Origin of the sequence: Pseudomonas sp. WJP1 (assembly GCF_028471945.1) — a bacterium.
Taxonomy (GTDB): Bacteria; Pseudomonadota; Gammaproteobacteria; order Pseudomonadales; family Pseudomonadaceae; genus Aquipseudomonas.
Window position 1 is genome coordinate 5,256,861 of sequence record NZ_CP110128.1, and the last position, 23,744, is coordinate 5,280,604.

The following is a 23,744-nucleotide window of genomic DNA, read 5'->3' on the forward strand; positions in this document are numbered from 1 at the left end:
CTGTACACCCGCGTTATCGTTCTTCGCCGGCAAGTCGGATCGCCGCACCGCTGGCTCCTACAGGCGAAGAACGATAAAGCGGTGTGAGAGATCTACCGACGAATACAGGAATGAAAAAGCCCGCTGACCTGACCGGTTCAGCGGGTTTTTCGTTTGCCGGTGCTGACTCAGTGCGCCACAGCCGCCTGCTCGTCCATCTTCTGGCGCAGACTCAGCGGACGCATATCGGTCCAGGTCTCTTCGATATAGGCCAGGCATTCCTTTTTCAGCCCGCTTTTGCCCACGGTACGCCAGCCCTCGGGCACGGCTTTGTAGTCGGGCCAGATCGAGTATTGCTCTTCGTGATTGACCACGACCTGAAAGAGGATGTCCTCGCGGTCGAATACTGACGTCATGCTGTCTCTCCATCGCTGTAGGGTGGGCTGCACGCTGTGTGCAGCCGCTATGTAGAAGGAACGTTCCAGGGCTCGGGAAATTTAGAGGCTGGCGGTGGCAGCGGCCAAGGCCCTGCCGAAAATCTCGGCCACCCGGTCGATTTCCGCGGTGGTGATTACCAGCGGTGGCAGGAAGCGCACCACGGCACCCTGGCGGCCGCCCAGTTCAAGGATCAAGCCGCGCTTGAGGCATTCGCGCTGCACCAGCGGCGCCAGCTGCACAAACGCCGGCGGATGACCCAGGGCATCCGGCACGCCGGCCGGATCGACCAGTTCCACACCGAGCATCAGGCCTCGACCACGAATATCACCCAGCTGCGGGTAATCGCGCTGCAGGATGCGCAGGTGCTCGCCCAGGCGTTCGCCCATGGCGGCGGCATGCTCGCAAACCTTGTGTTCGACCAGGTAACGCATCACGGCAGACCCGGCGGCCATCGCCATCTGATTGCCGCGAAAAGTCCCGGCATGGGCGCCCGGCAGCCAAGTGTCGAGCCAGTCGCGATAGACCACCACGGCCAATGGCAGGCTGCCGCCGATGGCCTTGGACATCACCACCACGTCCGGAATGATCCCGGCGTGCTCGAAGGCGAACATCTTGCCGGTGCGGGCAAAGCCGCTCTGAATTTCGTCGACGATCAATGCCACGCCGGCTTTTTCGGTGATCCGGCGCAAGCCGCGCAACCAGTCGAGATCGGCCGGGATCACCCCGCCCTCTCCCTGCACCACTTCAACGATCACGGCCGCCGGCAGTTGCACGCCGGCCTCGGGGTCGTTCAACAGGTTTTCCAGGTAGTTGAGGTTGGCCTTCACCCCCTGCGCACCACCCAGGCCGAACGGGCAACGGTAATCGTAAGGGTACGGCATGAACTGCACGCCGTTGCTGAGCAAGGCGCCCAAAGGCTTTTTCGGCCCCAGGCTGCCCATCAAACTCAGCGCACCCTGGCTCATGCCGTGGTAGCCACCCTGGAACGACAGCACGGTGCTGCGGCCGGTGGCCGTACGCACCAATTTCAGCGCGGCTTCCACCGCATCGGTGCCGGTGGGCCCGCAAAACTGGATCTTCGCTTGCGCAGCCAAGGCTGTCGGTAACAAGCCAAACAGGTCCTGGACGAACTGATCCTTGACCGGCGTGGTCAGGTCCAGGGTGTGCAGCGGCAGTTCGTCGCTCAGCACGCGCTGGATCGCTTCGATCACCACCGGGTGGTTGTGCCCCAGGGCGAGTGTGCCGGCGCCGGCCAGGCAATCGATGAACGTGCGGCCTTCGACGTCTTCGACATACAGGCCCTTGGCGCGCTTGAGTGCCAGGGGAATTCGCCGCGGGTAACTGCGGGCGTTGGACTCCTGCTGGCTTTGACGCGCCAGCAACGGCGATTCGTTGAACTGATAAAGCGTCTCGGCCGGCACCGGAGTGATCCGGGCCGACTGGTCTTGCACAAGCCTGGTAGCGACTGACATTTCTCGACCCCTCAATAAGGTTTTCCTGTTGTGGAAACGCATCAGGAGTCCGAGGATTTAGACCTCAGGCAACGCTTTGTGCATGGGGATGGCATACAGGCCCGCTACCGCGAACGCCTGGGCATACGCCTGATAACCCAGGCGCCGGTAAAAGGCTTCGCCGGTGCGGGTGCTGTTGAGTCGTGAATGGCGCAGCCCCTGTTCGATCAACCAGCCTTCAAGATCACGCACCAGTGCTTGCCCGACCCCGCGACGAAACCATTCCGGCAGTACGTAACAGAACGCCACCTTGCCGCTGCTGGCGGCCATGGCGACACCCACTGGTTTGTCTTGCAACAATCCGATGTTCAAGTACAACCGCCGGTCGGTGAACCAGGGAAGAATGTGATCGGTGGTCTTGTTGTGGGTCCAGTTGGCCACGGTTCGCAGGTTGTTGCGGTGGTCTTGCACGCAACCGACCCGGATGGAGCGCTCGATGATGCGACTGATGATGCCGGCGTCGGCCGGGGTTGCCTTGCAGGTGTGTACGGATGCTTCCATGGTGCGCTCCCCTCAATCCATTGAGTAAGAGCAACGATAGTCCTGCGGGATCCCGGCGGCCAATCGACAGGAGTTACATTTGATGTGCGCCAGGGATCTCACAGGTTTTAGGTTGTTCGTTACACCGGTTGCAACGGCATCGTCAGCTCCACCCGCAAGCCATCCGGCCGACTGTCGAAACGCAGGGTACAACCACACCGCTGCACGATCGCCTGGACAATCGCCAGGCCGAGGCCGCAGCCGTTGCTCTGGCCGTTACGCCAGAAGCGTTGGGTCAGGTGTTGCAGGTCGTCATCGGCAATGCCCGGGCCGTGGTCGCGCACCACGAACTGCACGCGGTTACCGGTGGTTTGCAGGCTCAACTCCACCGGCCCATCGCCGGGTGTATGGCGCAAGGCGTTGTCCAGGAGGTTGCGCAGTGCGGCAATCGACAGCACCGAGGGCATTTTCACCGGGGCGTGGGAAACCCTGGTCGGCAGCTGGAGCCTGATGCGCTGGCGATCACCACCGGCCGTGTCCTGGATCGCCAGTTTCGCCACCTGCTCGGCGCTGCACTGCACGCCATCGTCAAACGACAGGCTGCCCTCGACCCGCGCCAGCAACAGCAGTTGCTCGAGGGTGCGATGCAAGCGGTCGGCGCCCTCTTCGGCCCGGGCCAGGGATTGATCCCGGGCCGCGCCTTCGGTCATGCGTGCCACCTGCAGGTGAGTCTTGATCGCGGTCAGCGGGCTGCGCAATTCATGGGCCGCGTCACCGGTCAGCCGACGTTCGCGTTCGATGGTCTTGCCGATGCGCTGGAACAACTGGTTCTGCGTGTCGAGCAGGGGTTGCAGCTCGCTGGGCAACGGCTGGACCTGCAACGGTTCGAGCGAGTCGGGGCTGCGACGCATCAAGGCGTCGCGCATGCGGTTGAGCGGCGCCAGGCCCTGGCCGATGCCGAGCCAGAGCAGACACAGGCAACCGAGCAGCGCCACGCCCACCGGTACCGATGCGGCCAGCAGGATCGACATGTTCAGCGCCTCGCGTTCGATCTGCCGGTCAGCAGTGGTGATCCGCAGGTCGCCACGGGCCAGGGTGAAACTGCGCCACGGCGCGCCGTCGATGATCTGGTCGTGGAAGCCCATTTTCTCGGCTTCCAGGGTTTGCCCCGGATCACTGTGGCTGCGGGCGAGGATTTCACCGCGCAACGAACTGACCTGGCACGCCATGCCGCCGGGAATGTTCAGTTGCTCGGCACTGAAATGGGTGCCCTCGCCCTTGCTCGGCAACGGCGGCAATTGCTCCATGAGCCCGGCGACCATGCGCGCCGAGGCCACCAGGCGCTGGTCGAGGGAAAACATCATCTGGTTGCGCAGGTCGCTGAGCATCCAGGCTGCGGCCAGCGCCCAGATCAGGGCAAAAGCGCCACCGAGCGTCAGGCTCAGGCGCAAACGCAGGCTCATCACTTTTTCAGTTCCTCTGCGCCATCAGCCGGTCCCAGGCGATAACCCAAGCCGCGCACTGTTTCGACAATGCCGTTGCCGAGCTTGCGCCGCAGGTGATGGATATGGACGTTCAGGGCGTTGCTTTCCAGTTCATCGTTGAATCCATAGACGCTGTCTTTCAACTGCTCGGTCGACAGCACCCGGCCACGGTTATGCAGCAGCGCCTGCAACAGCGATTGCTCGCGGCGCGACAGGTCCACCGGCTGGCCGCCAAGCGTGGTTTCGCGGCTGCTCGGGTCGTAAGTCAGGGCACCGTGCTCGATCAGGTTGACGCTGCGCCCCGCCACCCGCCGCAATAACGTGTGCAGACGCGCAGCGAGTTCGCGCAGGTCGAATGGCTTGAGCAGGTAATCATCAGCGCCCGCTTGCAGGCCGTCGACACGGTCAGTCACCGAATCCCGGGCGGTGAGGATCAGCACCGGAATCTCCAGGCCATGATGGCGCAACTGCTGCAACAACTTCAGCCCATCTTCATCCGGCAAACCGAGGTCGAGCACCATGACGTCGAATTCGGCCACCTTGAGCATCGCCCGCGCCGCCGACGCAGTGGCAACGTGCTCCACGGTCAGGCCCTGGGCTGTCAGGCCGGCAACGATGCCGCTGGCAATCAACTCATCGTCTTCGCAAACCAGTACGTGCATGGAAAGTCTCGTGTAAATAACGCTATTAGGCCGGTGACCGATTAAGCGGACATTATGCCGCAAGTGCCCCAGCCACAAGGCGGCCAGGGTTAATCATCGGTTAATCGCCGCCACCCATTGTGCAGCTCACTTGCTAAAGGATAAGGCTTTTCCATGCGCCAGCTGTTTCTACTCGTCGCCCTGCTGTTTTCCGGCCTGACCCAGGCTGGCAGCAATCCGTTCGAGACAAAACCCGATTTTCTCCCCGTCGACAAAGCGTTCGTTTTCACTTCTGAACGCCTTGAGTCCGGCGAAACCCAGTTGTTCTGGCAGATTGCCGATGGCTATTACCTGTATCAGAAACGCTTGAAGTTCGACGGCTTGCCTGTCGACCAGCATCCCGCACTGCCCGAGGGTGAATCCCACAGCGATGAATTCTTCGGCGAACAGCAGGTTTATCGCCAAGGCCTTGAGCTGAAGATCCCGGCAGGCGCGACCGGCCAGATCAAGGTCGGCTTCCAGGGCTGTGCCGATGCCGGATTGTGTTATCCGCCACAAACCCAGGTCGTGGATCTGGGCGGTAAATCCCTGGCTGGCGCGGCAGGCGAAGCGCCGGACCAGGCCCTGGCCAGTAATTTGCAGCAACGCGCATTGGGTTGGAGCCTGTTGGTGTTCTTCGGGCTGGGCCTGCTGTTGGCGTTCACCCCGTGTTCGCTGCCGATGTTGCCCATTCTGGCCGGGTTGATCGTCGGCAGCGGCGCTACGCCGAGGCGCGGCGTGGCCCTGGCCAGCAGTTATGTGGTGAGCATGGCGTTGGTGTATGCGGCGATGGGCGTGTTGGCGGCCTCCCTCGGGGCGAACCTGCAAGCCTGGTTGCAAAACCCTTGGTTGCTGGGCAGTTTCGCAGCGATTTTCGTGCTGCTGGCATTGCCGATGTTCGGCTTCTTCGAGCTGCAACTGCCAATAGCCGTGCGTGACCGGCTGGAAAACGTTTCACGCAATCAGCGTGGTGGCAGCCTGGTCGGCGCCGGTGCGCTGGGCGCGTTGTCCGGTCTGCTGGTCGGCCCGTGCATGACCGCGCCCCTGGCCGGCGCGCTGCTCTATATCGCGCAGAGCGGCAACGCGCTACACGGTGGCTTGATTCTGTTTGCCATGGGCATCGGCATCGGTGTGCCGTTGTTGTTGCTGGTGACGGTCGGCAATCGCTTCCTGCCCAAACCTGGCGCCTGGATGAACTTGCTCAAGGGCATCTTCGGCTTCCTGTTCCTCGCCACGGCGTTGCTGATGCTGCGCCCGGTGCTGGATGAATCGCTGTGGGTTGGCTTGTGCGGTGCGTTGCTGGTGGTCGCGGCTTATAGCGCGTGGAAGCAGTCGGACGGTTTTGGCCGCATCGCTCACCTGTTCGGGGCCACCTCGCTCCTGCTGGGTTTGTGGGGCAGCCTGTTGCTGATCGGCGCGGCGGGGGGCAGTGATGATCTGTTCAAGCCGTTGCAGGTCTTTCGCGCTTCCAGCTCGGCCGTCGCCGCCGTGCAAAGCGGCCACGACGCCTTCACCACGATCAAGGACCCGGCGGCCCTGCAACGGGAACTCGACGCGGCGCAAGCGCAGGGCCAGTGGGTGCTGCTGGACTACTATGCCGACTGGTGTGTGTCGTGCAAGGTCATGGAAAAACAGGTGTTCGGCAAGGCTAAGGTACTGCAAGCCTTGAGTGACGTGCGCTTGCTCCGACTGGATGTCACCGCCGACAATGCCGCCAGCCGCGAACTGCTCGGCCGTTACAAGGTGCCAGGCCCACCGAGCCTTCTATGGATAGGCACCGACGGCATCGAGCGACGCAGCCAGCGCATCACCGGCGAGGTCGATGCCGACACTTTCCTGCAACGCTGGACCACCACCCGAGACGCCCGTTAATGCTGACTTTTACCCTCGGCACCTTTGCCATCGCGCTTAACCATCTGCTGCTGATCAGTGCCTTGGTGCTGGCGACGTTCGTCGGCTGGCGAGTGGCCAAGCGCGGTGGCGAGAACCCCGAGTCGGTGCTGTTCGGCCTGTTCCTGATCGGCATGCTCGCGGCGCGGATCGGCTTCGTCGCCGTTTACTGGACGCACTATCGCAGTGATCCCTGGCAGGTCATCGACCTGCGCGACGGCGGTTTCCTCGCCTGGCCTGGGGTCATCGCGCTGGTGCTCGCCACGCTTTACCGTGGCTGGCGTCGCCCGGGCCTGCGCCGTCCACTGGGCTTCGGCGTCGCCAGCGGCCTGGCGTTCTGGTTGCTGGCGACCTTCTCGCTGAGCATTTTTGAACAGGGCACGCGCCTGCCGGACATCAGCCTGCGTAATTCCGCCGGTGAAACCGTGCAATTGGCGGACTACAAGGGCGGCCCGCTGGTGATCAATCTCTGGGCCACCTGGTGCCCGCCCTGCCGCCGGGAAATGCCGGTGCTGGAACACGCCCAGCAACAGCGCCCCGACCTGACCTTCCTGTTCGTCAATCAGGCCGAAAGCATGCAAAGCGTCAGCACGTTCCTGGAAACCCAGGGCCTGAGCCTGTCCAACGTGCTGTTCGACGGAGGCGGTCGCCTGGGCCAGGCCGTCGGCTCCATGGCATTGCCAACTACGCTGTTCTATAGCCCCGACGGTCGCCTGTTGGGCAGTCATCTGGGCGAGCTGTCGCAAGCCAGCCTGGCTCGCGCCCTGGAAAACTTCGATTCCGTACCTGCCACTTCTTCAAGGAAACTGCCATGCCCCGCCTCCGCCACCTGCTGACCCTGAGCCTGGGTGCCGCCCTGCTGCACCTGCCATCGGTGCAGGCCGAAGAGCTGCCCGAGGCGATCAAGAAGATCGAAGCCAAGGGCGCGAAAATCGTCGGTCAATTCGACGCCCCCGATGGCTTGCGCGGCTACGCGGCGCAATACCAGAACCGCGGCATGGCGCTGTACCTGACGCCTGATGGCAAGCACGTTTTGCTGGGCAATCTGTACGACGCCGAAGGCAATGACCTGAGCAGCGCGCCGTTGCAGAAACTGGTGTACGCGCCAATGTCCAAGGAAGTCTGGGCCAAGATGGAAACAAGCAACTGGATAGCCGACGGCAAGAAGGATGCACCACGGATCGTCTACATGTTCAGCGATCCGAACTGCCCTTACTGCAGCATGTTCTGGGAACAGGCGCGGCCATGGGTCAAGGCCGGCAAGGTACAGTTGCGGCACATCATGGTCGGGATCATTCGTGAGGACAGCCCGGGCAAATCCGCGGCGCTGCTCGCCGCCAAGGATCCGCAAAAGGCCCTGTACGACCACGAAGCCGCGGGCAAAAGCAGCTCGCTCAAGGCCTTGAAGGACGTGCCGCCGGCGATCCAGGCGAAACTCGCGGCGAATATGAAACTGATGGAAGACCTGGAGCTGCAAGCCACTCCGGCGATCTTCTACATGGATGACAAGGGCGAGTTGCAGCAACAGCAAGGGGCGCCGGCGCCGGACAAGCTGGTGAAGATTCTTGGGCCGAAATAGCTTTCCGATGACACTTTAGTGAACCTACTGACGCCTTCGCGGGCAAGCCTCGCTCCTACAGGGGTATCGCGTGCTCCTGTAGGAGCGAGGCTTGCCCGCGAAGAACGATTACGCGGTCTCCCGAGTTCTCTGGGCTAAAAACTCGAGCAGCGCCTCGGTCACAAACCCCGGATTCTCCAGATTGGAAATATGCCCCGCCTCCGGCACCAGCACATACGGGCATCCAATCAACCCGGCCATTTCCATCGTTTCGCTGGGCGGACGTGGCTTGTCCTGATCGCCACACATCAACAACGTGGTTGCGGCATCCAACTCGCCCAGACACGGCAACAGATCATCCCGGCCAAAGGTGATCCGCCCCATCGGCACGATGCTTTCACGCAACCGCTCAGGCGGCAACGCGGCGAGCTTGGCGCGAAACTCCTGGTACAGCGCCGACTGCGGATCGATGCCTGGACGGAAGAAGATCGGCACCACGATATCCAGCAATTGCTCGGAAATGACGCCGGATTCTTCAATCATCTTGAACAGCGAAAAGTAGTATTGCCGAGTCGCTTCCGGCTCGACACCGACGTAGGTGTCCATCAGCACCAGACCGTTGAGCCGTTGTGGTGCCGACAGCGCCAGACGCACACCCCACATGCCACCCACCGACAGGCCGACCAGGGTCACGCAATCGATGTCCAGATGATCGAGCAGGGCCAAGGCCTGTCGTGCGATGTCATTTAGCGAGGTTGTGTTGGCAGGCAGCGGTCCGGATTCACCATGGCCCCAGAGGTCCAGGGCGATCACCCGATATTGTTGAGACAACGCGGCAATCTGCGGCGCCCACATGGCCTGGTCCCACAGGTAGCTGCCGGCCAGCAGGACCGCCGGGCCGGTGCCTTGATCGATGTAGTGGAGGGGTTGGCCGTCGATGGTTACGAAAGGCATCGGAGTAGCTCCGTTTGAAAAAAGGAGCCAGAAGGTTGAGCGGCTGACGGTTTGCGGTCAATCACACAATTGTATGCGCCTGTACCGCCCTCATCGCGGGCAAGCCCGCTCCCACAGGTTCGTTGGTGAACACACAATGTGTGAACACCGCAAAACCTTGTGGGAGCTGGCTTGCCAGCGATTGGGGCCGGTACAGACACTAGGGAATCAAAGCCCCTCCAGCTCCGCCATCAAGTCATTCAACCGATCCACCTTCTCCTCGGTGATGTCGCTGGCCGCCAACCCATCGATGTACCCGGCCAGTTCCTCCACCGTGCTGCATTCGAACATCGCCCGCAGCGGCACATCGCGCTGCAGGGTTTTCTGCACCCGCGAGGCGATCTGCGTGGCCAGCAGCGAATGCCCGCCCAGCTCGAAGAAGTTGTCGCGGACGCCGACTTTCTCGACCTTCAGCACCTCGGCCCAGATGTCCGCCAACGTCCGCTCCAGGTCGTTGCGCGGCGCCTGGTAGTCCTGGCTTTGCAGCTGGCCGATCTCCAGCGCCGGCAGGGCCTTGCGATCCAGTTTGCCGTTGGCGTTGAGCGGCAGCTTGTCGAGCCACAGCCAATGCAGCGGCACCATGTATTCCGGCAGTTCGGCGCGCAGGCGTTGCTTGATGCGCTCCAGGCGTTCAGCCGGATTCAGTGTTGAATCCGCCGCCACCAGATAGCCCACCAGGTGCTTGCCATTGGCCCCTTCCTGCACACCGACCGCCGCGTCGCGGACCTCCGATTGTTCATGCAGACGCGCTTCGATTTCACCCAGTTCGATGCGGTAGCCGCGAATCTTCACCTGATGGTCGATACGCCCGACGTATTCCAGCACGCCGTCACTGCGACGGCGGGCCAGGTCGCCGGTGCGATACAGGCGATCGCCCGGTGCACCGAACGGGTTCGGCACAAACACCTGGGCCGTGCGCAGCGGATCGCTGACGTAGCCGCGCCCGACCCCGGTGCCAGCGACGCACAACTCGCCCACTGCACCCAGCGGCACCAGCTCCAGCGCGCCGTCGAGCAGGTAGAGGCGGTTGTTGTCGGTCGGCGTACCGATGGGCAGATAGCTGCCGCGGGTGGAGGCCATGTCGACGCGGAAGAACGCCACGTCATCCGAGCATTCCGCCGGGCCATAGGCATTCACCAGCCCGATCTGCGGGTAGCGCAACAGCCATTGGTGCGCCAGTTCCGGCGGCATCGCCTCCCCCGTCGGCAACATCCAGCGCAGGCCATCGAGGCTCATGCGTTCCTGGGCGAGCATGCCCTGGATCAACGACGGCACGCTTTCCAGCACGGTGATGCCCTGGCTTTGGACGTGGGCAAGCAAACCTTGCGGGTCATGAGCGATGGTGTTCGGCACGATGTCCACCCGCGCGCCGAACAGCGGCGCGGCGAGGAACTGCCAGACCGAAATATCGAAGCTTTGCGAAGCGGTCTGGGCAATCACGTCTGCTTCGCTCAGGCTCAGGTATGGCACCTTGCTCAACTGGTTATTGAGCATGCCGCGCTGTTCGACCATCACACCCTTGGGCAAACCGGTGGAGCCGGAGGTGTAGATCACGTAGGCCAGGTTGTCCGGCCCGCTGTGGATGTCCGGGTTGGCCACCGATATATCGCTCGCCTGCACGTCTTCCCACACCAGCAACCGCGGGCGACTGGCGCAACCGAACTCATCCAGCAACGTCAGCGCTTGTGCGTGACAGGCGCGGGTGCACAGCAGCAACGGCGTGCGACTCAAGTCGATGATGCGACTCAGGCGCTGGCTCGGCAGCCCCGGGTCCAGCGGCAGATAACCCGCCCCCGCCTTGAAGCTGCCGATGATCATGCCGAGCAAATCGAGGCTGCGTTCGGCCAGCAGCGCCACCGGTTGATCCAGCCCGACGCCAGCGGCAATCAGCGCATGGCCGAGGCGGTTACTGCGCTGGTTCAATTCCAGGTAGCTGTAGTGCTGATCCAGGCAACTGGCGGCAATCCGCTGCGGATGCGCCGCCACTTGCGCTTCAAACAAGGCAACGTAGCTCTGCTCCAGGGGGTAAACGTGCTCGCTCTGGTTGCAGCCGTGGATCAGGAAGTCCTGCTCTTGCGCACCCAGCAGCGGCAGGTCTGCCATGTCGCCATGGAAGCCTTCGACCAACGCCAGCAGCAGGCGCTTGAACTCGCCGAGCATGCGCTCGACGGTGGACTCATCGAAATAACGCTGGTCATAGGACAGGTGCAAGCCCAGGTCATCACCTGGATAACACACCGCCGTCAGCGGGAAGTTTGTGTGGGTGCGGCCCGAATCCGAGGTCGCCTTCAGGCTTTGCGCACGGTCCAGCACCGAGACTTCCACCGGGGCGTTTTCAAACACGAACAGGCTGTCGAACAGCGGCTGGCCCTTGGGCAGTTCGCTGTTTTCCTGGATGCTCACCAGCGGCAGGTACTCGTACTCACGCAGCTGCATGTTGCTGTCGAGCAAACCGCCCAGCCATTCGCGCACGCTGCAACGCTGATCGTCGTCAGGCATTTTCACCCGCAGCGCGATGCTGTTGATGAACAGGCCGACGGTGCGTTGCATCTCTGGCATCTCGACCGGACGTCCGGCCACCGTGACCCCGAACAGCACGTCGCGATCACCACTCAACCGGCGCAATACCAACGCCCAAGCCGCTTGGGCAAAGGTGTTGATGGTCAGCTGATGCGCCTGGGCCAGTTCACGCAGCCGCGCACCGTCATGGGCATCGAGGCGGGTGTAGCGGTCGCCGACGATCATGCCGCCGCTGTCGCCGGCATGTTCGCGCAGGAACGGCCGGTCGCTCGGGATCGGCGTGGTCCGCTCAAAGCCTTGCAGATTGGTTTTCCACCATTGCCGCGCTTCGGCCAGGCTCTGGTGTTGCAGCCAGGCGATGTAGTCGCGGTAACGCGGCGGCAAGGCCAACTGCGCTTCCCGGCCTTCGCCGAGGGCGGTGTAGATCTCGAAGAAGTCGTTCATCAGCAGCGAGCGGCACCAGGCATCGATCAGGATGTGGTGGTTGCTCATCATGAACCAGTAACGTGCGGCGCCCACCCGGATCAAGCGCAGGTGGAACGGTGCCTGGTTGAGCAGATCGAACCCCGCCTCGCGCTCGGACTTGAGCAAGGCCTGCAGCTTCGGCTCCTGTTCGGCGGCGGCGATCTCGCTCCAGTCCAGGTACTCGATCGGCGTGCTGCCCGGCTTGTGGATGACCTGCAGCATGTCTTCGCCGACGTTCCAGCAGAACGAGGCGCGCAAGGCTTCGTGACGGGCGATCACCGCTTGCCAGGCCTGGGCGAAACGCTGCGCATCGAGCTCGCTGTTGATGCGGTAGCGATCCTGCATGTAGTACAGGCCCGTGCCGGGTTCCAGCAGGGTGTGCAGCAGCATGCCTTCCTGCATCGGCGTCAGCGGGTAGACGTCTTCGATCTGCGCCGCGGCAATCGGTAGCGCATCCAGTTGCGCCTGGTTCAGTTTCGCCAGCGGGAAGTCCGACGGTGTCAGGCCGCCCGCGTCATCGCGCAGGCAGTGCTCGATCAGGCTGCGCAATTCACCCAGGTAGGCATCTGCCAGCTCGCTGATGGTCTGAGGCTCATACCGTTCGGCGCTGAAGGTCCAGCGCAGCACCAGTTCGCCGCCGTAGACCTGACTGTCGACGCTCAATTCATTCGGCAGCGGTGCCTGCGCATCGTGCGCCGCGCCAATGGCTTCATCCAATGGATGGAATAGCGCATCGGCCGCAAAGCTCTGGTCGAACTGCCCCAGGTAGTTGAAAGTGATCGGCGCTGCCGGCAGCTCGGCCATGCGCTGGCGGCTCGGCTCATCCGCCAGATAACGCAGCACGCCATATCCCAGGCCTTTGTGCGGCACGGCGCGCAGTTGCTCCTTGATCGCCTTGATCGATGCGCCCTGCCCGGCCGCCTCCTCGATGTTCGAGGGCGTCAGGCGCAGCGGGTAGGCGCTGGTGAACCAGCCGACGGTGCGGGTCAGGTCGATGTCGTCGAACAGCGCCTCGCGGCCATGGCCTTCGAGTTGGATCAGTGCCGACTCGTGACCGCTCCAACGGCACAGCACACGGGCCAACGCGGTCAGCAACAGGTCATTGACCTGGGTGCGATAAGCACTCGGCGCCTGTTGCAGCAATTGCCGGGTGCGCTCGCTGTCGAGGCGCACGCTGACGGTTTGCGCATGCCGCTGCTGACGACCACCTTCCGGTCGATCGCAGGGCAATTCGGCGCTCGGCCCGGCCAATTGCGCCTGCCACCAACCCAGTTCTTCACGCAGGGATTCGCTGCCGGCATAGGCCTGCAAGCGTGCGGCCCAGTCCTTGAAGGCGCTGGTCTTGGCCGGCAGTTTCACCGGCTGTTGCGCATCGAGTTGGCGATAGACGTTTTGCAGATCGTCCAGCAGCACGCGCCATGAAACGCCGTCGATCACCAGGTGGTGAATCGCGATGAACAAGCGTTGCTGACCCTGGGGACCATCGACCAGCAACACCCGCAGCAACGGTCCCTCTTCGAGATCGAGGCTGCGCTGGGCGTCGGCGAACAGGGCGGCGCATTTGTCCATGGACGCGACACGGACTTGCCACAGTACCGGCATGTCGGAAAGCGCCTGGTGCTGCGCGTGCCATTGACCGCCCACCTGGTTGAAGCGCAAGCGCAACGCATCGTGCTGTTCAATCACCGCCAGCAACGCTTGCTCCAGGCGATGGGGTTCCAGGGCCTCGCTCGGTTGCAACAGCAACGCCTGGTTCCAGTGTTGGCGCTGGGGAATGGCGGTGTCGAAGAACCAGTGCTGGATCGGCGTCAGGCGCGACTCGCCGCTGAGCAAACCTTGCTCGGCAGTGACCTGCTCGGTGCGGGTCGCCACGGCGGCGAGAGTCTGTACGGTCTGATGCTGGAACAGGTCGCGGGGGCTGAAGTGAATGCCCTGCTGGCGCGCGCGGCTGACCACCTGAATCGACAGGATCGAGTCGCCACCGAGCTCGAAGAAGTTATCGTTGAGCCCGACCTGTTCGACGTTCAGCACTTCGCACCAGATCTGCGCCAACGTCAGCTCCAGCGCGTTGCTGGGTGCCACATAGTGCTGGCGGTTCAGCTCCGGGTCTGGCGCCGGCAGTGCGCGGCGGTCGAGCTTGCCGTTGGCGGTCAGCGGCATGCTGGCCAGCAGGATCAGGTGCGTGGGCACCATGTAATCCGGCAGCTGGGACTTGAGGTGCGACTTGAGTGATTCACGCAGGGCGGTTTGTTGCGACGGGCCCTGTTCGGCAACGTCGGTGACCAGATAGCCGACCAGTTGCTTGCCGCTCGGTGCATCGAGCGCCAACACCACCGCTTCACGCACCGATTCATGTTCCAGCAAACGGGTTTCGATCTCGCCCAGCTCGATGCGGAAACCACGAATTTTCACTTGATGGTCAATTCGCCCGAGGTATTCCACCAGACCATCGGCGCGCTGGCGCACCAGGTCGCCAGTGCGGTAGATACGCCCGCCGTTGCCGGCAAACGGATCGGCGACAAAGCGCTCAGCGGTCATGCCCGCACGCTGGTGATAACCCTGGGCCAGGCCGGCACCTCCGACGTACAACTCGCCGGTCGCGCCCTGCGGCACCAACGCCAGGTCGGCATCGAGAATGTACGCCACGCGGTCTCCGATCACACTGCCGATCGGCACGCTGCCTGCGCCTTCTTCCAACACCTCGGGGGCCAGGCTGGCCAGAGGCATGACTACGGTTTCCGTCGGGCCGTAGGCATTGAAGAACAGGTTCGGATTGAACGCCGCACGAATCCGCGCCAGGTGTTCACCGGTCAGCGCCTCGCCGCCGGTGATGATCATGCGCACCGGCAGGGTTGCGTTCTGCGTTGCCAGCCACTGCGCCAACTGGCTGCCATAGCTCGGGGTGAAACCGAGGATGTTGATGTGGTGGCGACGGATCAGTTCGCAGATCTCTTGCGCGTCCCATTGGCCCTGGGCGCGCAGCACAACTTGGGCACCGCTCAATAGCGGCACTAATAGACGCTCGGTGGCGGCGTCGAAGTTGATCGAATAGAAGTGCAACTCGCAGTCGTCCGGGCGCATGCCGAAACGCTCGATCACCGCGCGGCAATGCATGGCGATTTCGCCGTGGGACACCACCACGCCTTTCGGTTTACCGGTGGAACCCGAGGTGTAGATCAGGTAGGCCTGATGTTGTGGCAGGCTGATGGATGGCAGTTCGGACACTGGATAATTGGCAAGCGCCGCCGTGTCTTCCTCCAGGCACCAGCGGCCGACGCCCACGGGCAAATCGCCAAGGGCCTGGAACATCGCCGCGTCACTGAGCAGCAGACCGACGCCGCTGTCTTCGATCATGTAGTGCAGGCGATCCAGCGGGTATTCCGGGTCCAGCGGCACGTAGGCGCCACCGGCCTTGAGGATCGCCAGCAGGCCGACGACCATCTCCAGCGACCGCTCCAGCGCCAGGCCCACCCGCACCTGCGGGCCGACGCCACGCTCGCGCAGCATCCAGGCCAGGCGATTGGCGCGGCTGTCGAGTTCGGCGTAGCTCAGGGTTTGCCCGGCGAAGGTCAGGGCCGGCGCATCGGGGCGCGCCAGGGCCTGTTCGCTGAACAGCTGATGGATGCACTGGTCGAGTCGATGCTCGCCCGGCTCGACGCCAAGGCTGTCGAGCAGCTGTTGCTGTTCACCGGCCTCGAGCAACGGCAACTCACTGAGGCGCTGCTGCGGATCGGTAATCAGCGCCTCCAGCAGGTTGCGCCAATGGGCGGCCATGCGCGCAATGCGCGGCTCGTCGAACAGATCGGTGCTGTAGGTCAGGCAGCAACCGAGGCGATGGTCGAGGTCGGTGACTTCCAGGTTGAGGTCGAACTTGGTCGCGCGGGCATCGTTGGCCAGGTATTGCACGGTCATGCCGGCCAGGGTGCGGCTCTGCTGGAACTCCCAGCGCTGCACGTTGCACATCACCTGGAACAATGGGTTGTAGGCGGCGCTGCGCGGTGGCTGCAAGGCTTCGACCAGATGATCGAACGGCAGGTCCTGATGGGACTGGCCCTCGATCACGGTGTGGCGAACCTGCTCGAACAACTCGCCGACGGACATCTGCCCATCGAGCTGGCAACGCAGCACCTGGGTGTTGAGGAACGCACCGATCAGCCCTTCGCTTTCCGGGCGAATCCGGTTGGCCACCGGCGCGCCGATGCGCAGGTCAGTCTGGCCGCTATAGCGATACAGCAGCGTGGCCAGGGCGGCGGTCATGGTCATGAACAGGGTCAGGCCGTTTTGCGCATTGAAGGCACGCACCCGTGCCGCCAGCTCATCGCTGAGGTCGAAACGGTACAACTCGCCCTGGTGGCTTTGCACCGGTGGGCGCGGACGGTCGGCCGGCAATTCCAGCAGCGGATGCTCACGGCCCAGTTGCGCCGTCCAGTAGTCGAGCTGGCGCTGGCGCTCACCGGACTCCAGCCATTGGCGCTGCCAGACGCTGTAATCCAGGTACTGCACCGGCAACGGTGCCAGCGGTGATTCACGATCCTCGACGAAGGCCTCGTAGAGCGCACTGAGTTCCCGGGCAAAGATGTCCATCGCCCAGCCTTCGGTGACGATGTGGTGCAGGGTCAGCACCAGGTAATGTTCCTGCTCGGCGGTCTTGACCAGGCAGGCGCGCAGCAGCGGACCGGTTTCCAGATCGAAGGGTTTGTGCGCTTCATCGTCGGCCAGTTGCTGCACTTGCCACTCGCGGCCATCGGCATCCAGCGCGGTGAAGTCCTTGCAGTCCATGCGCACTGAAGTTGAGGCATGCACCCGCTGGCGCGCGACGCCATCGACGCTCGGAAAGGTGGTGCGCAGAGTTTCGTGACGCATGATCAAGGCATGCAACGCGGCCTCGAATCGCCCGACATCCAGCACCCCGCGCAAGCGCGCCATGCCGCCGACGTTGTAGGCCGGGCTGTCCGGCTCCATCTGCCAGAGGAACCACATGCGCTGCTGGGAATAGGACAGCGGCACCGCTTGGCTGCGGTCGACCTTGGCGATCGGCGGCTGTTCGTTGGTACGGCCGCTGGCCAGGATCAGGCGCACCTGTTCGGCAAAGGCGCCAAGCTCGCTGTTTTCGAACAGCGCGCGCAGCGGCAACTCGACGTCGCAGGCCTGGCGCGTGCGGGAAATGATTTGCGTGGCCAGCAGCGAATGGCCGCCGAGGGCGAAGAAATCGTCGCGCAGGCCGACTTGCCCCAGGCCAAGCACGGCACGCCAGATGCCGGCGATCTGTTGTTCCAGCTCCGTAACCGGCTCGACGTGTTCGCGAACCTGCCACTGCGGCTCCGGCAAGGCACGGCGGTCGAGTTTGCCACTCGGGCTGAGGGGCATCTGGTCCAGGCGCATCAACTGTGCCGGGACCATGTATTCCGGCAGTTCCGCCGCCAGTGCGCTTTTCAGGCGGGTGGTTTGGGTTTCTGCAGATTCAGTGGAATCGGCGGTGTAGTAGCCGATCAACTGGCCACCGGCCGACGTTTCTCGCACCAGCACCACGGCTTGGGCGACACCGACTTGCGCCAACAGCCGCGCTTCGATTTCTTCCGGCTCGACGCGAAAGCCGCGCAACTTGACCTGCTGATCGAGACGTCCGAGGTATTCGATCACGCCATCGGTGGACCAGCGCGCACGGTCACCGGTGCGGTACAGGCGCGCGCCCTGCTCGCCCAAGGGATCGACCACAAAACGCTCGGCGGTCAGGCCCGGGCGACCCAGATAACCACGGGCCAAGCCGATGCCGCTGATGCACAGTTCGCCCGGCACACTGGCCGGTACGGGATTCAGATCACTGTCGAGTACGCGGCAGATCACGTTGCCCAGCGGCCGGCCAATCGGCGAGCGCTCGCCATCGGCACGGGAGCAGTGCCAATGGGTCACGTTGATCGCGGTTTCGGTCGGGCCGTAGCGGTTGTGCAACTGCACGGCCGGCAGTTGCTGCAGCACGCGGTTGCGCAGCTCGGACGGCAGCGCTTCGCCACCGGAGAACAGCCGACGCAGGCTGGTGCATTCGGCGCTCAGCGGCTCGTCGATGAACAACGCCAGCAGCGGCGGCACGAAGTGCAGCGTGGTCACGCCGTAGGCTTGGACCAGTTGCGCGATGCGATGCGGATCGCGGTGTTCACCCGGCCCGGCAAGCAGCAGCCGGGCCCCGGTGATCAGCGGCCAGAAGCACTCCCACACCGACACGTCGAAACTGATCGGCGCCTTCTGCATCAGCACATCGGTTTCATTCAGGCGGTAAGTGTCCTGCATCCATTGCAGGCGTTCGGCGAGGGCCGCGTGAGTGTTGCCGACGCCTTTCGGTTGCCCGGTCGAGCCGGAGGTGTAGATCACGTACGCCAGGTTGTCGCCGTGCAGGTGCAGGCCCGGCGTGTGGCTTGGCCAGTTTTCCAGATGCAGGGCGTCCATCGCGATCACGCTGACGCCGTCGGTCGCTGGCAAGCGCTCGAGCAATTGAGTTTGCGTCAGCAGCAACTCGACGCCGCTGTCGCTGAGCATGTAGGCCAGGCGTTCGGCCGGGTAATCCGGATCGAGTGGCACGTAGGCGCCACCGGCCTTGATGATCGCCAGCAGGCCGATCAGCAGTTGCGGTGAACGCTCGGCGGCAATGGCCACACACACATCCGGGCCGACGCCTTTGTCGCGCAGATAATGGGCCAGGCGATTGGCCTGGGTGTGCAGCTCGGCGAAATCCAGGCTGCCGCCGTCCCACAGCAGCGCGGTGCGTTCCGGGCTCAGGCGTGCCTGTTCGTTGAGCAGCTCCGGAATCCAGCGGCGGGCAGGCGGGCACGGGGCAACGGCCCACTGCGCTTGCTGATCAGACTCAGGCCCGGTCAGCAATGGCAGGTCGCCGATGGCGGTGTGCGGTTGCTCACTGATGGTGCGCAACAGGTTGCTGTAATGCTCGGCCAGACGCTCGATGGTCGCGGCATCGAACAGCTCGCTGGCGTAGTCGAAGGACAGGCTCAAGCGCCCGTTGCGGTCTTCTTCGCTGTGCAACTGCAGGTCGAACTTGGCCTCGCGACTGTGCCACGGCAGCTCTTCGGCGAGCAGCCCCGGCAAGCGTTTCAAGGCACTGAGATCCCGTTGCTGGTGGTTGAACATGACCTGGAACAGGCCCTGTTCACGCGCATGCGGGAACGCCTCTAACAGTTGCTCGAACGGCAGGTCCTGATGCGCCTGTGCACCCAACGCGGCCTGTCGGGTTTGCGCCAGCAGCTCAACGAACGGCAAGCGCGAATCCACCTCGGCACGCAGCACCTGGGTGTTGATGAAGAAGCCGATCAGGCCCTGGGTTTCCAGGCGCGGACGGTTGGCATTGGGCACGCCGATGCGGATATCGCGCGCACCGCTGTAGCGATGCAACAGGCTCTGGAACGCGGCGAGCAACAGCATGTACGGCGTGGCCTGATGGGCCTGGGCAGTCTGGCGCAGGGCATCGCTCAAGGCCGCGTCCAAACGCACGGTGTGGCGGGCGGCGCTGTGCAACTGTTGCGCCGAGCGCGGGTGGTCGCAGGCCAGGTCCAGGGTTGGATGCTCCTCACCCAACTGCGCTTTCCAGTAAGCCAGTTGGCGCTCGCCCTCCCCTTGCGCCAGCCATTGGCGCTGCCAGCTGCCGTAGTCGGCGTACTGGGTGGGCAATGGCGCGAGCGTGGCCTGTTGTCCTTGCGCGGCCGCCGCGTACAGCCGGGAAAACTCGTCGATCAACACATTCATCGACCAACCGTCGGCGATGATGTGGTGCAGCGTCACCAGCAACTGGTGATCTTCGTCGTCGAGGCGCACCAGCGTCACCCAGAGCAACGGACCTTTCTCCAGGTCGAACTGAGTGCGCGCTTCGTCCTCGCGGATTTGCTGCGCCCGGGCTTCACGCTCGGCCACCGGCAGATCGCTGATGTCGATGCGTTGCAGATTGAATTCAGCGGCCGCATCCACCTGCTGCAACGCCACCCCGTCACGCTCGAAGAAGCGCGTACGCAGGGATTCGTGGCGTTCGATCAACTGCTGGAAACTGCTGCGCAGAGCGTCTTCGTCCAGCTCACCGCGCAGGCGCAAGGCACCGGGAATGTTGTAGGCGCTGCTCTGCGGGTCGAGTTGCCAGGTGATCCACAGGCGATTCTGCGCCAGGGATTGCGGCATGGCTTCGTTGCGCGCCAGAGAGGTGATTGCGCCCTGGGCGAGACCACCGTCCTGCTGTTGCCGGGCCACCGCGTCGGCGAAGGCGCCAAGGGTCGGTGCTTCGAACAGCAGGCGCAGGTTCAGCTCCAAGCCGAGTGTTTCCCGCAGGCGCGCCACCACTTGCGTGGCCGCGATGGAGTTACCGCCGAGCAGGAAGAAGTGATCGTCGGCAGCGACCTGCTTGACCTGCAATTGCTCGCACCAGATCTGGCCGATCAGGCTTTGCAGCTCCGAGGCGGACTCGCCATTGCCTGCGCTTTCTGTGACCGCCGAAGGGAACAGCGCATAACTGTCGAGGCTGCCATCGGCCAGGCGATTGCGGCACGCCGAGCGTTGCAGCTTGCCGCTGGAGGTCTTGGGCAAGGCGCCCGGATTGAGCAGCACCACCACGCTCGGCGCTTGCTGATACGCCTCGGCCACGGCCTGGCGGATGGCCTTGATCAAGGCATCGGGCGGGAGGATTTTTTGCACGCTGCGGCTGATCTCCGCGGCAATGCCAATGCCTTCCTGGCCGTCGATATTCACCGCAAAGGCCGCGACGCGCCCCTTGCGCACCACCTCCACTTCACGCTCGACGGTCTGCTCGATGTCCTGCGGATACAGGTTGTGGCCGCGAACGATCAGCATGTCCTTCAGGCGCCCGGTGATGAACAGTTCACCGGCGCGCATGAAACCCAGGTCTCCGGTGCGCAGCCATTTTTTATCTGCGTGCTGGACGAAGGTCTTGGCCGAGGCCTCGGGGTTACGCCAGTAGCCGTGGGCGATACTCGGCCCAGCGGCCCAGACTTCACCGACCGCGTTGTCTGCCAGTTCGCTGAGCGACACCGGGTCCATGATCAACACCGCATGATCCGGCTGGCTGATGCCACAGTTCATGATCGCGCTGCCCTCGCCGGCCTCGGCACGGTTTTGCGCCAGGGCCTGATCGTCCACCCGCAGATTTCCGATGCCTTGGCCACGCGGGGTACCGGCAACGAACAGCGTGGCTTCCGCCAGACCGTAGGAGGCCATGAAACTCTCTTCGCTGAAACCGCAGCTGGTGAACTTCTCGGCGAAGCGTTCCAGGGTGTCGAGGCGAATCGGTTCCGACCCGGAATACGCCACGCGCCAGCCGCTCAGGTCGAGGCGCTCAAGGGCCGACTCACTGATCCGTTCGCTGCACAGGCGATAGGCAAAATCCGGCCCGCCACTAATAGTCCCGCCGTATTCACTGATCGCTTCGAGCCAGCGCAGCGGCCGACCGAGGAAGTACGCCGGCGACATCAACACGCAAGGCACACCGCTGAAAATCGGCTGCAACAGGCCGCCGATCAGGCCCATGTCGTGGTACAGCGGCAGCCAGCTGACAATCACGTCGTCGGGGTTCAGGTCGATACCGAAACCATGACGGATCAGCAACTCGTTGGCCACCAGGTTGCCGTGGCTGACCTGTACGCCCTTGGGCAACGCAGTGGAACCAGAGGTGTATTGCAGGAAGGCGATGTCATCGTCTGCCAGGGCAGGCGCGACCCAGCGTTCGGCGTGGGCGCGGTCGAGGGTGTCGACACACAACAGCGGCGGCGCCCCCTCGATCTGCAGCAGTGAATCGCGCAGGCTGGCACTGGTCAGCAACAGGCGCGGCTCGGCATCGCCGATGATCGACAGCAGCCGCTCCTGATGATGCCGACGCGCCGACTCCGGCGGATAGGCCGGCACCGCGATCACCCCGGCATACAGGCAGCCGAAGAACGCCGCGACATAATCAGGGCCACTGGGAAACAGCAGCACCGCGCGCTCGCCAAAACCGGCCTCGGCCTGCAGCGCGCCGGCAATCGTCCGCGCCCGCTGATCCAGCTCGCGATAACTGAGCACCACAGCCTGGTCCTGGGTTTCGGCGAGAAAACGCAAGGCCACCCGATCCGGCGTCAGGGCCGCGCGGCGCTGGAGGGCTTGGACCAGTGTGCTGGGGAGTTCGAACGCGTCGGTCATGAGGTTTCCTGCCTGAATTCGGCTTGCAATTGGAATCGGTGTCGTAACGTCACGCCCCATTCGGGGGCATGCAGGACGCGGTCTTCGCCGACCGCGCAAGGCATTGGCAATGCTGTGGTGTCCGGGGCTGCAGCCCGGAGCCATTCACCAATGAGAACGGATGACCCTGGCAAATAATTAGTCGACAGCCTTGCGCACCAAGCAGGCCGTGGCGCGACAGCGTGTCGCAGTTCTCACTCTGCACCTTCAAGGAGCATTACTTCTCTTTCTCAATTGACAATCATTATCATTCAACATAATTTGTCGCTCGATGTGTAGGGCGGCCCCGGCCTTCTTGTCGTCCCACTAACCTATTGGCAGCAAGGTGATCTCCAATGACGGAACAAGCGTCCACAAGCAGGTGCGATTCGCCACTACTTCAGGCATTCGTCGACAATCGACTGATACTGGTCAAGATTGCAGCCCGCATCACCGGCTGCCGCTCGCGCGCTGAAGATGTGGTGCAAGACGCGTTCTTCCGCCTGCAATCGGCGCCGAACATCACCTCCTCGTTCAAGGCGCAGCTCAGCTACCTGTTCCAGATCGTGCGCAACCTGGCGATCGACCACTACCGCAAGCAGGCCCTGGAGCAGAAATACTCCGGCCCTGAAGAAGAAGGCCTCAACGTGGTCATCCAGGGCGCCTCCCCGGAAACCTCGCACATCAACTTCTCCACCCTTGAAAACATCGCCGACGCCCTGACCGAACTGCCAAGCCGCACGCGTTATGCCTTTGAGATGTACCGCTTGCATGGCGTGCCGCAGAAGGACATTGCCAAGGAGTTGGGGGTGTCACCGACGTTGGTGAACTTCATGATTCGGGATGCGTTGGTGCATTGCAGGAAGGTGTCGGGGAGTCGCGCGGATACGTTTGCCCAGCGTTGAGGCTTGTTCGTTGGATCAAGAAGGCCGTTCTGAGATTTGCGACGAATCAGTCGTCATGTAGTAAACCTGAGCTGTATTCGCTGAAGCTGCTGCCAAGTGCGCTGCCCTGGAAATTCAGTTTGGTGGGGTTGTTGCTGTGGCTTGGGGTAAAGCCAGCAGACGGCTGGCAGTCTTCGGAACAACCGCTGTGGCTGCTCCCCCCCGAACAGGCGCTCAACAGCAAAGCGCTGGCGATTAGCGCGATTTTGACTGTGCTTGAGATCATTTTTCTGATTCCTGTGGGGAGGCGCAGCGGTTTGAGCTGATGCCTTCATCCTAGGCCGTCGACCTGCCGTTCATGATGAAACCTTGATGAGTGACAGCGTTGGTTCAGGATCGGTGGTATCTCAAGCAAAAAAGGACGTCACTCAGGGACGTCCTTCTGTTTATCACCACTCACTTCCGGTTACCGACCGTACACTCATACACTACCGGGCGGATCTACGTTATCCAGTGCCCGATTCACCAACAACTCGCCAACTACCGCCAACTGCTGAATCGACAACGCCGAACTGCGCGGTGAACCTTCGAGTTTACAAGCCAAATCGGTGGTAAGGACGTTCAGCGACGCTAGAGTTTCGCAGGCGTTGTAGTGGTCAACTAAT

12 protein-coding genes and 1 pseudogene are annotated in these 23,744 nt (G+C 63.1%); 4 read left to right on the top strand and 9 right to left on the bottom strand.

All coding sequences use genetic code 11. The features are described 5' to 3' along the window. Positions 1-167 precede the first annotated feature (167 nt). The 5 genes from OH720_RS23545 to OH720_RS23565 form a co-directional block, all read right to left on the bottom strand. Entirely contained in the window at positions 168-395 is a 228-nt protein-coding gene (locus OH720_RS23545) for an MbtH family protein (protein WP_128608950.1), read from the bottom strand. An 81-nt stretch (positions 396-476) separates the two neighbouring features. Beyond that, a complete protein-coding gene (locus OH720_RS23550; protein WP_272603103.1) occupies positions 477-1,889 on the bottom strand; it encodes an aspartate aminotransferase family protein in 1,413 nt (470 codons plus the stop codon). A gap of 57 nt (positions 1,890-1,946) precedes the next feature. After that, the gene (locus OH720_RS23555; protein ID WP_272603104.1) at positions 1,947-2,429 is read right to left on the bottom strand and encodes a GNAT family N-acetyltransferase; all 483 of its coding nucleotides are present in this window, start codon (positions 2,427-2,429) and stop codon (positions 1,947-1,949) included. Positions 2,430-2,548: 119 nt separating this feature from the next. After that, the gene (locus OH720_RS23560) at positions 2,549-3,874 is read right to left on the bottom strand and encodes an ATP-binding protein (RefSeq protein ID WP_272603105.1); all 1,326 of its coding nucleotides are present in this window, start codon (positions 3,872-3,874) and stop codon (positions 2,549-2,551) included. Next, positions 3,871-4,554 carry a response regulator gene (locus tag OH720_RS23565; protein ID WP_272603106.1) on the bottom strand — a complete coding sequence of 228 codons (684 nt, stop codon included), beginning with the start codon at positions 4,552-4,554 and terminating at the stop codon, positions 3,871-3,873. Before OH720_RS23565 ends, OH720_RS23560 begins: the two co-directional genes overlap by 4 nt. A gap of 153 nt (positions 4,555-4,707) precedes the next feature. Here OH720_RS23565 and dsbD point away from each other — a divergent pair, with 153 nt between their 5' ends. From dsbD to dsbG, 3 genes are read left to right on the top strand one after another with little or no spacing between them, the layout of a single operon-like run. Next, the gene (dsbD, locus tag OH720_RS23570) at positions 4,708-6,444 is read left to right on the top strand and encodes a protein-disulfide reductase DsbD (protein ID WP_272603107.1); all 1,737 of its coding nucleotides are present in this window, start codon (positions 4,708-4,710) and stop codon (positions 6,442-6,444) included. Next, entirely contained in the window at positions 6,444-7,298 is an 855-nt protein-coding gene (locus OH720_RS23575) for a TlpA disulfide reductase family protein (RefSeq protein ID WP_272603108.1), read from the top strand. Before dsbD ends, OH720_RS23575 begins: the two co-directional genes overlap by 1 nt. Then, on the top strand, positions 7,274-8,041 hold the full coding sequence (dsbG, locus tag OH720_RS23580; protein WP_272603109.1) for a thiol:disulfide interchange protein DsbG: 768 nt from the start codon (positions 7,274-7,276) through the stop codon (positions 8,039-8,041). The genes OH720_RS23575 and dsbG overlap by 25 nt, the downstream gene beginning before the upstream one ends. A gap of 108 nt (positions 8,042-8,149) precedes the next feature. Here dsbG and OH720_RS23585 read toward each other — a convergent pair whose 3' ends face one another. Next, positions 8,150-8,974: an alpha/beta fold hydrolase gene (locus OH720_RS23585; protein WP_272603110.1), complete on the bottom strand. Its 825-nt coding sequence runs from the start codon at positions 8,972-8,974 to the stop codon at positions 8,150-8,152. Positions 8,975-9,181: 207 nt separating this feature from the next. After that, positions 9,182-22,177 carry a non-ribosomal peptide synthetase gene (locus OH720_RS23590; protein WP_272603111.1) on the bottom strand — a complete coding sequence of 4,332 codons (12,996 nt, stop codon included), beginning with the start codon at positions 22,175-22,177 and terminating at the stop codon, positions 9,182-9,184. A 374-nt stretch (positions 22,178-22,551) separates the two neighbouring features. On the opposite strand from OH720_RS23590, the gene OH720_RS23595 reads away from it, so the two are divergent. Continuing rightward, complete coding sequence (locus OH720_RS23595) at positions 22,552-23,100, top strand: RNA polymerase factor sigma-70 (protein ID WP_188265168.1); 549 nt, start codon at positions 22,552-22,554, stop codon at positions 23,098-23,100. A 46-nt stretch (positions 23,101-23,146) separates the two neighbouring features. On the opposite strand, the gene OH720_RS23600 is transcribed toward OH720_RS23595, so the two are convergent. Both OH720_RS23600 and OH720_RS23605 read right to left on the bottom strand, forming a co-directional pair. After that, positions 23,147-23,365: a hypothetical protein gene (locus tag OH720_RS23600; protein ID WP_272603112.1), complete on the bottom strand. Its 219-nt coding sequence runs from the start codon at positions 23,363-23,365 to the stop codon at positions 23,147-23,149. A 195-nt stretch (positions 23,366-23,560) separates the two neighbouring features. Continuing rightward, a pseudogene (locus OH720_RS23605) lies at positions 23,561-23,728 on the bottom strand (DUF6124 family protein); the annotation flags it as partial. Positions 23,729-23,744 lie beyond the last annotated feature (16 nt).

What these genes read in the sequence shown, in the direction of transcription:
- OH720_RS23545 (WP_128608950.1), bottom strand. Translation starts at nt 395, where the DNA reads ATGACGTCAGTATTCGACCGCGAGGACATCCTCTTTCAGGTCGTGGTC.
- OH720_RS23550 (WP_272603103.1), bottom strand. Translation starts at nt 1,889, where the DNA reads ATGTCAGTCGCTACCAGGCTTGTGCAAGACCAGTCGGCCCGGATCACT.
- OH720_RS23555 (WP_272603104.1), bottom strand. Translation starts at nt 2,429, where the DNA reads ATGGAAGCATCCGTACACACCTGCAAGGCAACCCCGGCCGACGCCGGC.
- OH720_RS23565 (WP_272603106.1), bottom strand. Translation starts at nt 4,554, where the DNA reads ATGCACGTACTGGTTTGCGAAGACGATGAGTTGATTGCCAGCGGCATC.
- dsbD (WP_272603107.1), top strand. Translation starts at nt 4,708, where the DNA reads ATGCGCCAGCTGTTTCTACTCGTCGCCCTGCTGTTTTCCGGCCTGACC.
- OH720_RS23575 (WP_272603108.1), top strand. Translation starts at nt 6,444, where the DNA reads ATGCTGACTTTTACCCTCGGCACCTTTGCCATCGCGCTTAACCATCTG.
- dsbG (WP_272603109.1), top strand. Translation starts at nt 7,274, where the DNA reads ATGCCCCGCCTCCGCCACCTGCTGACCCTGAGCCTGGGTGCCGCCCTG.
- OH720_RS23585 (WP_272603110.1), bottom strand. Translation starts at nt 8,974, where the DNA reads ATGCCTTTCGTAACCATCGACGGCCAACCCCTCCACTACATCGATCAA.
- OH720_RS23590 (WP_272603111.1), bottom strand. Translation starts at nt 22,177, where the DNA reads ATGACCGACGCGTTCGAACTCCCCAGCACACTGGTCCAAGCCCTCCAG.
- OH720_RS23595 (WP_188265168.1), top strand. Translation starts at nt 22,552, where the DNA reads ATGACGGAACAAGCGTCCACAAGCAGGTGCGATTCGCCACTACTTCAG.
- OH720_RS23600 (WP_272603112.1), bottom strand. Translation starts at nt 23,365, where the DNA reads ATGATCTCAAGCACAGTCAAAATCGCGCTAATCGCCAGCGCTTTGCTG.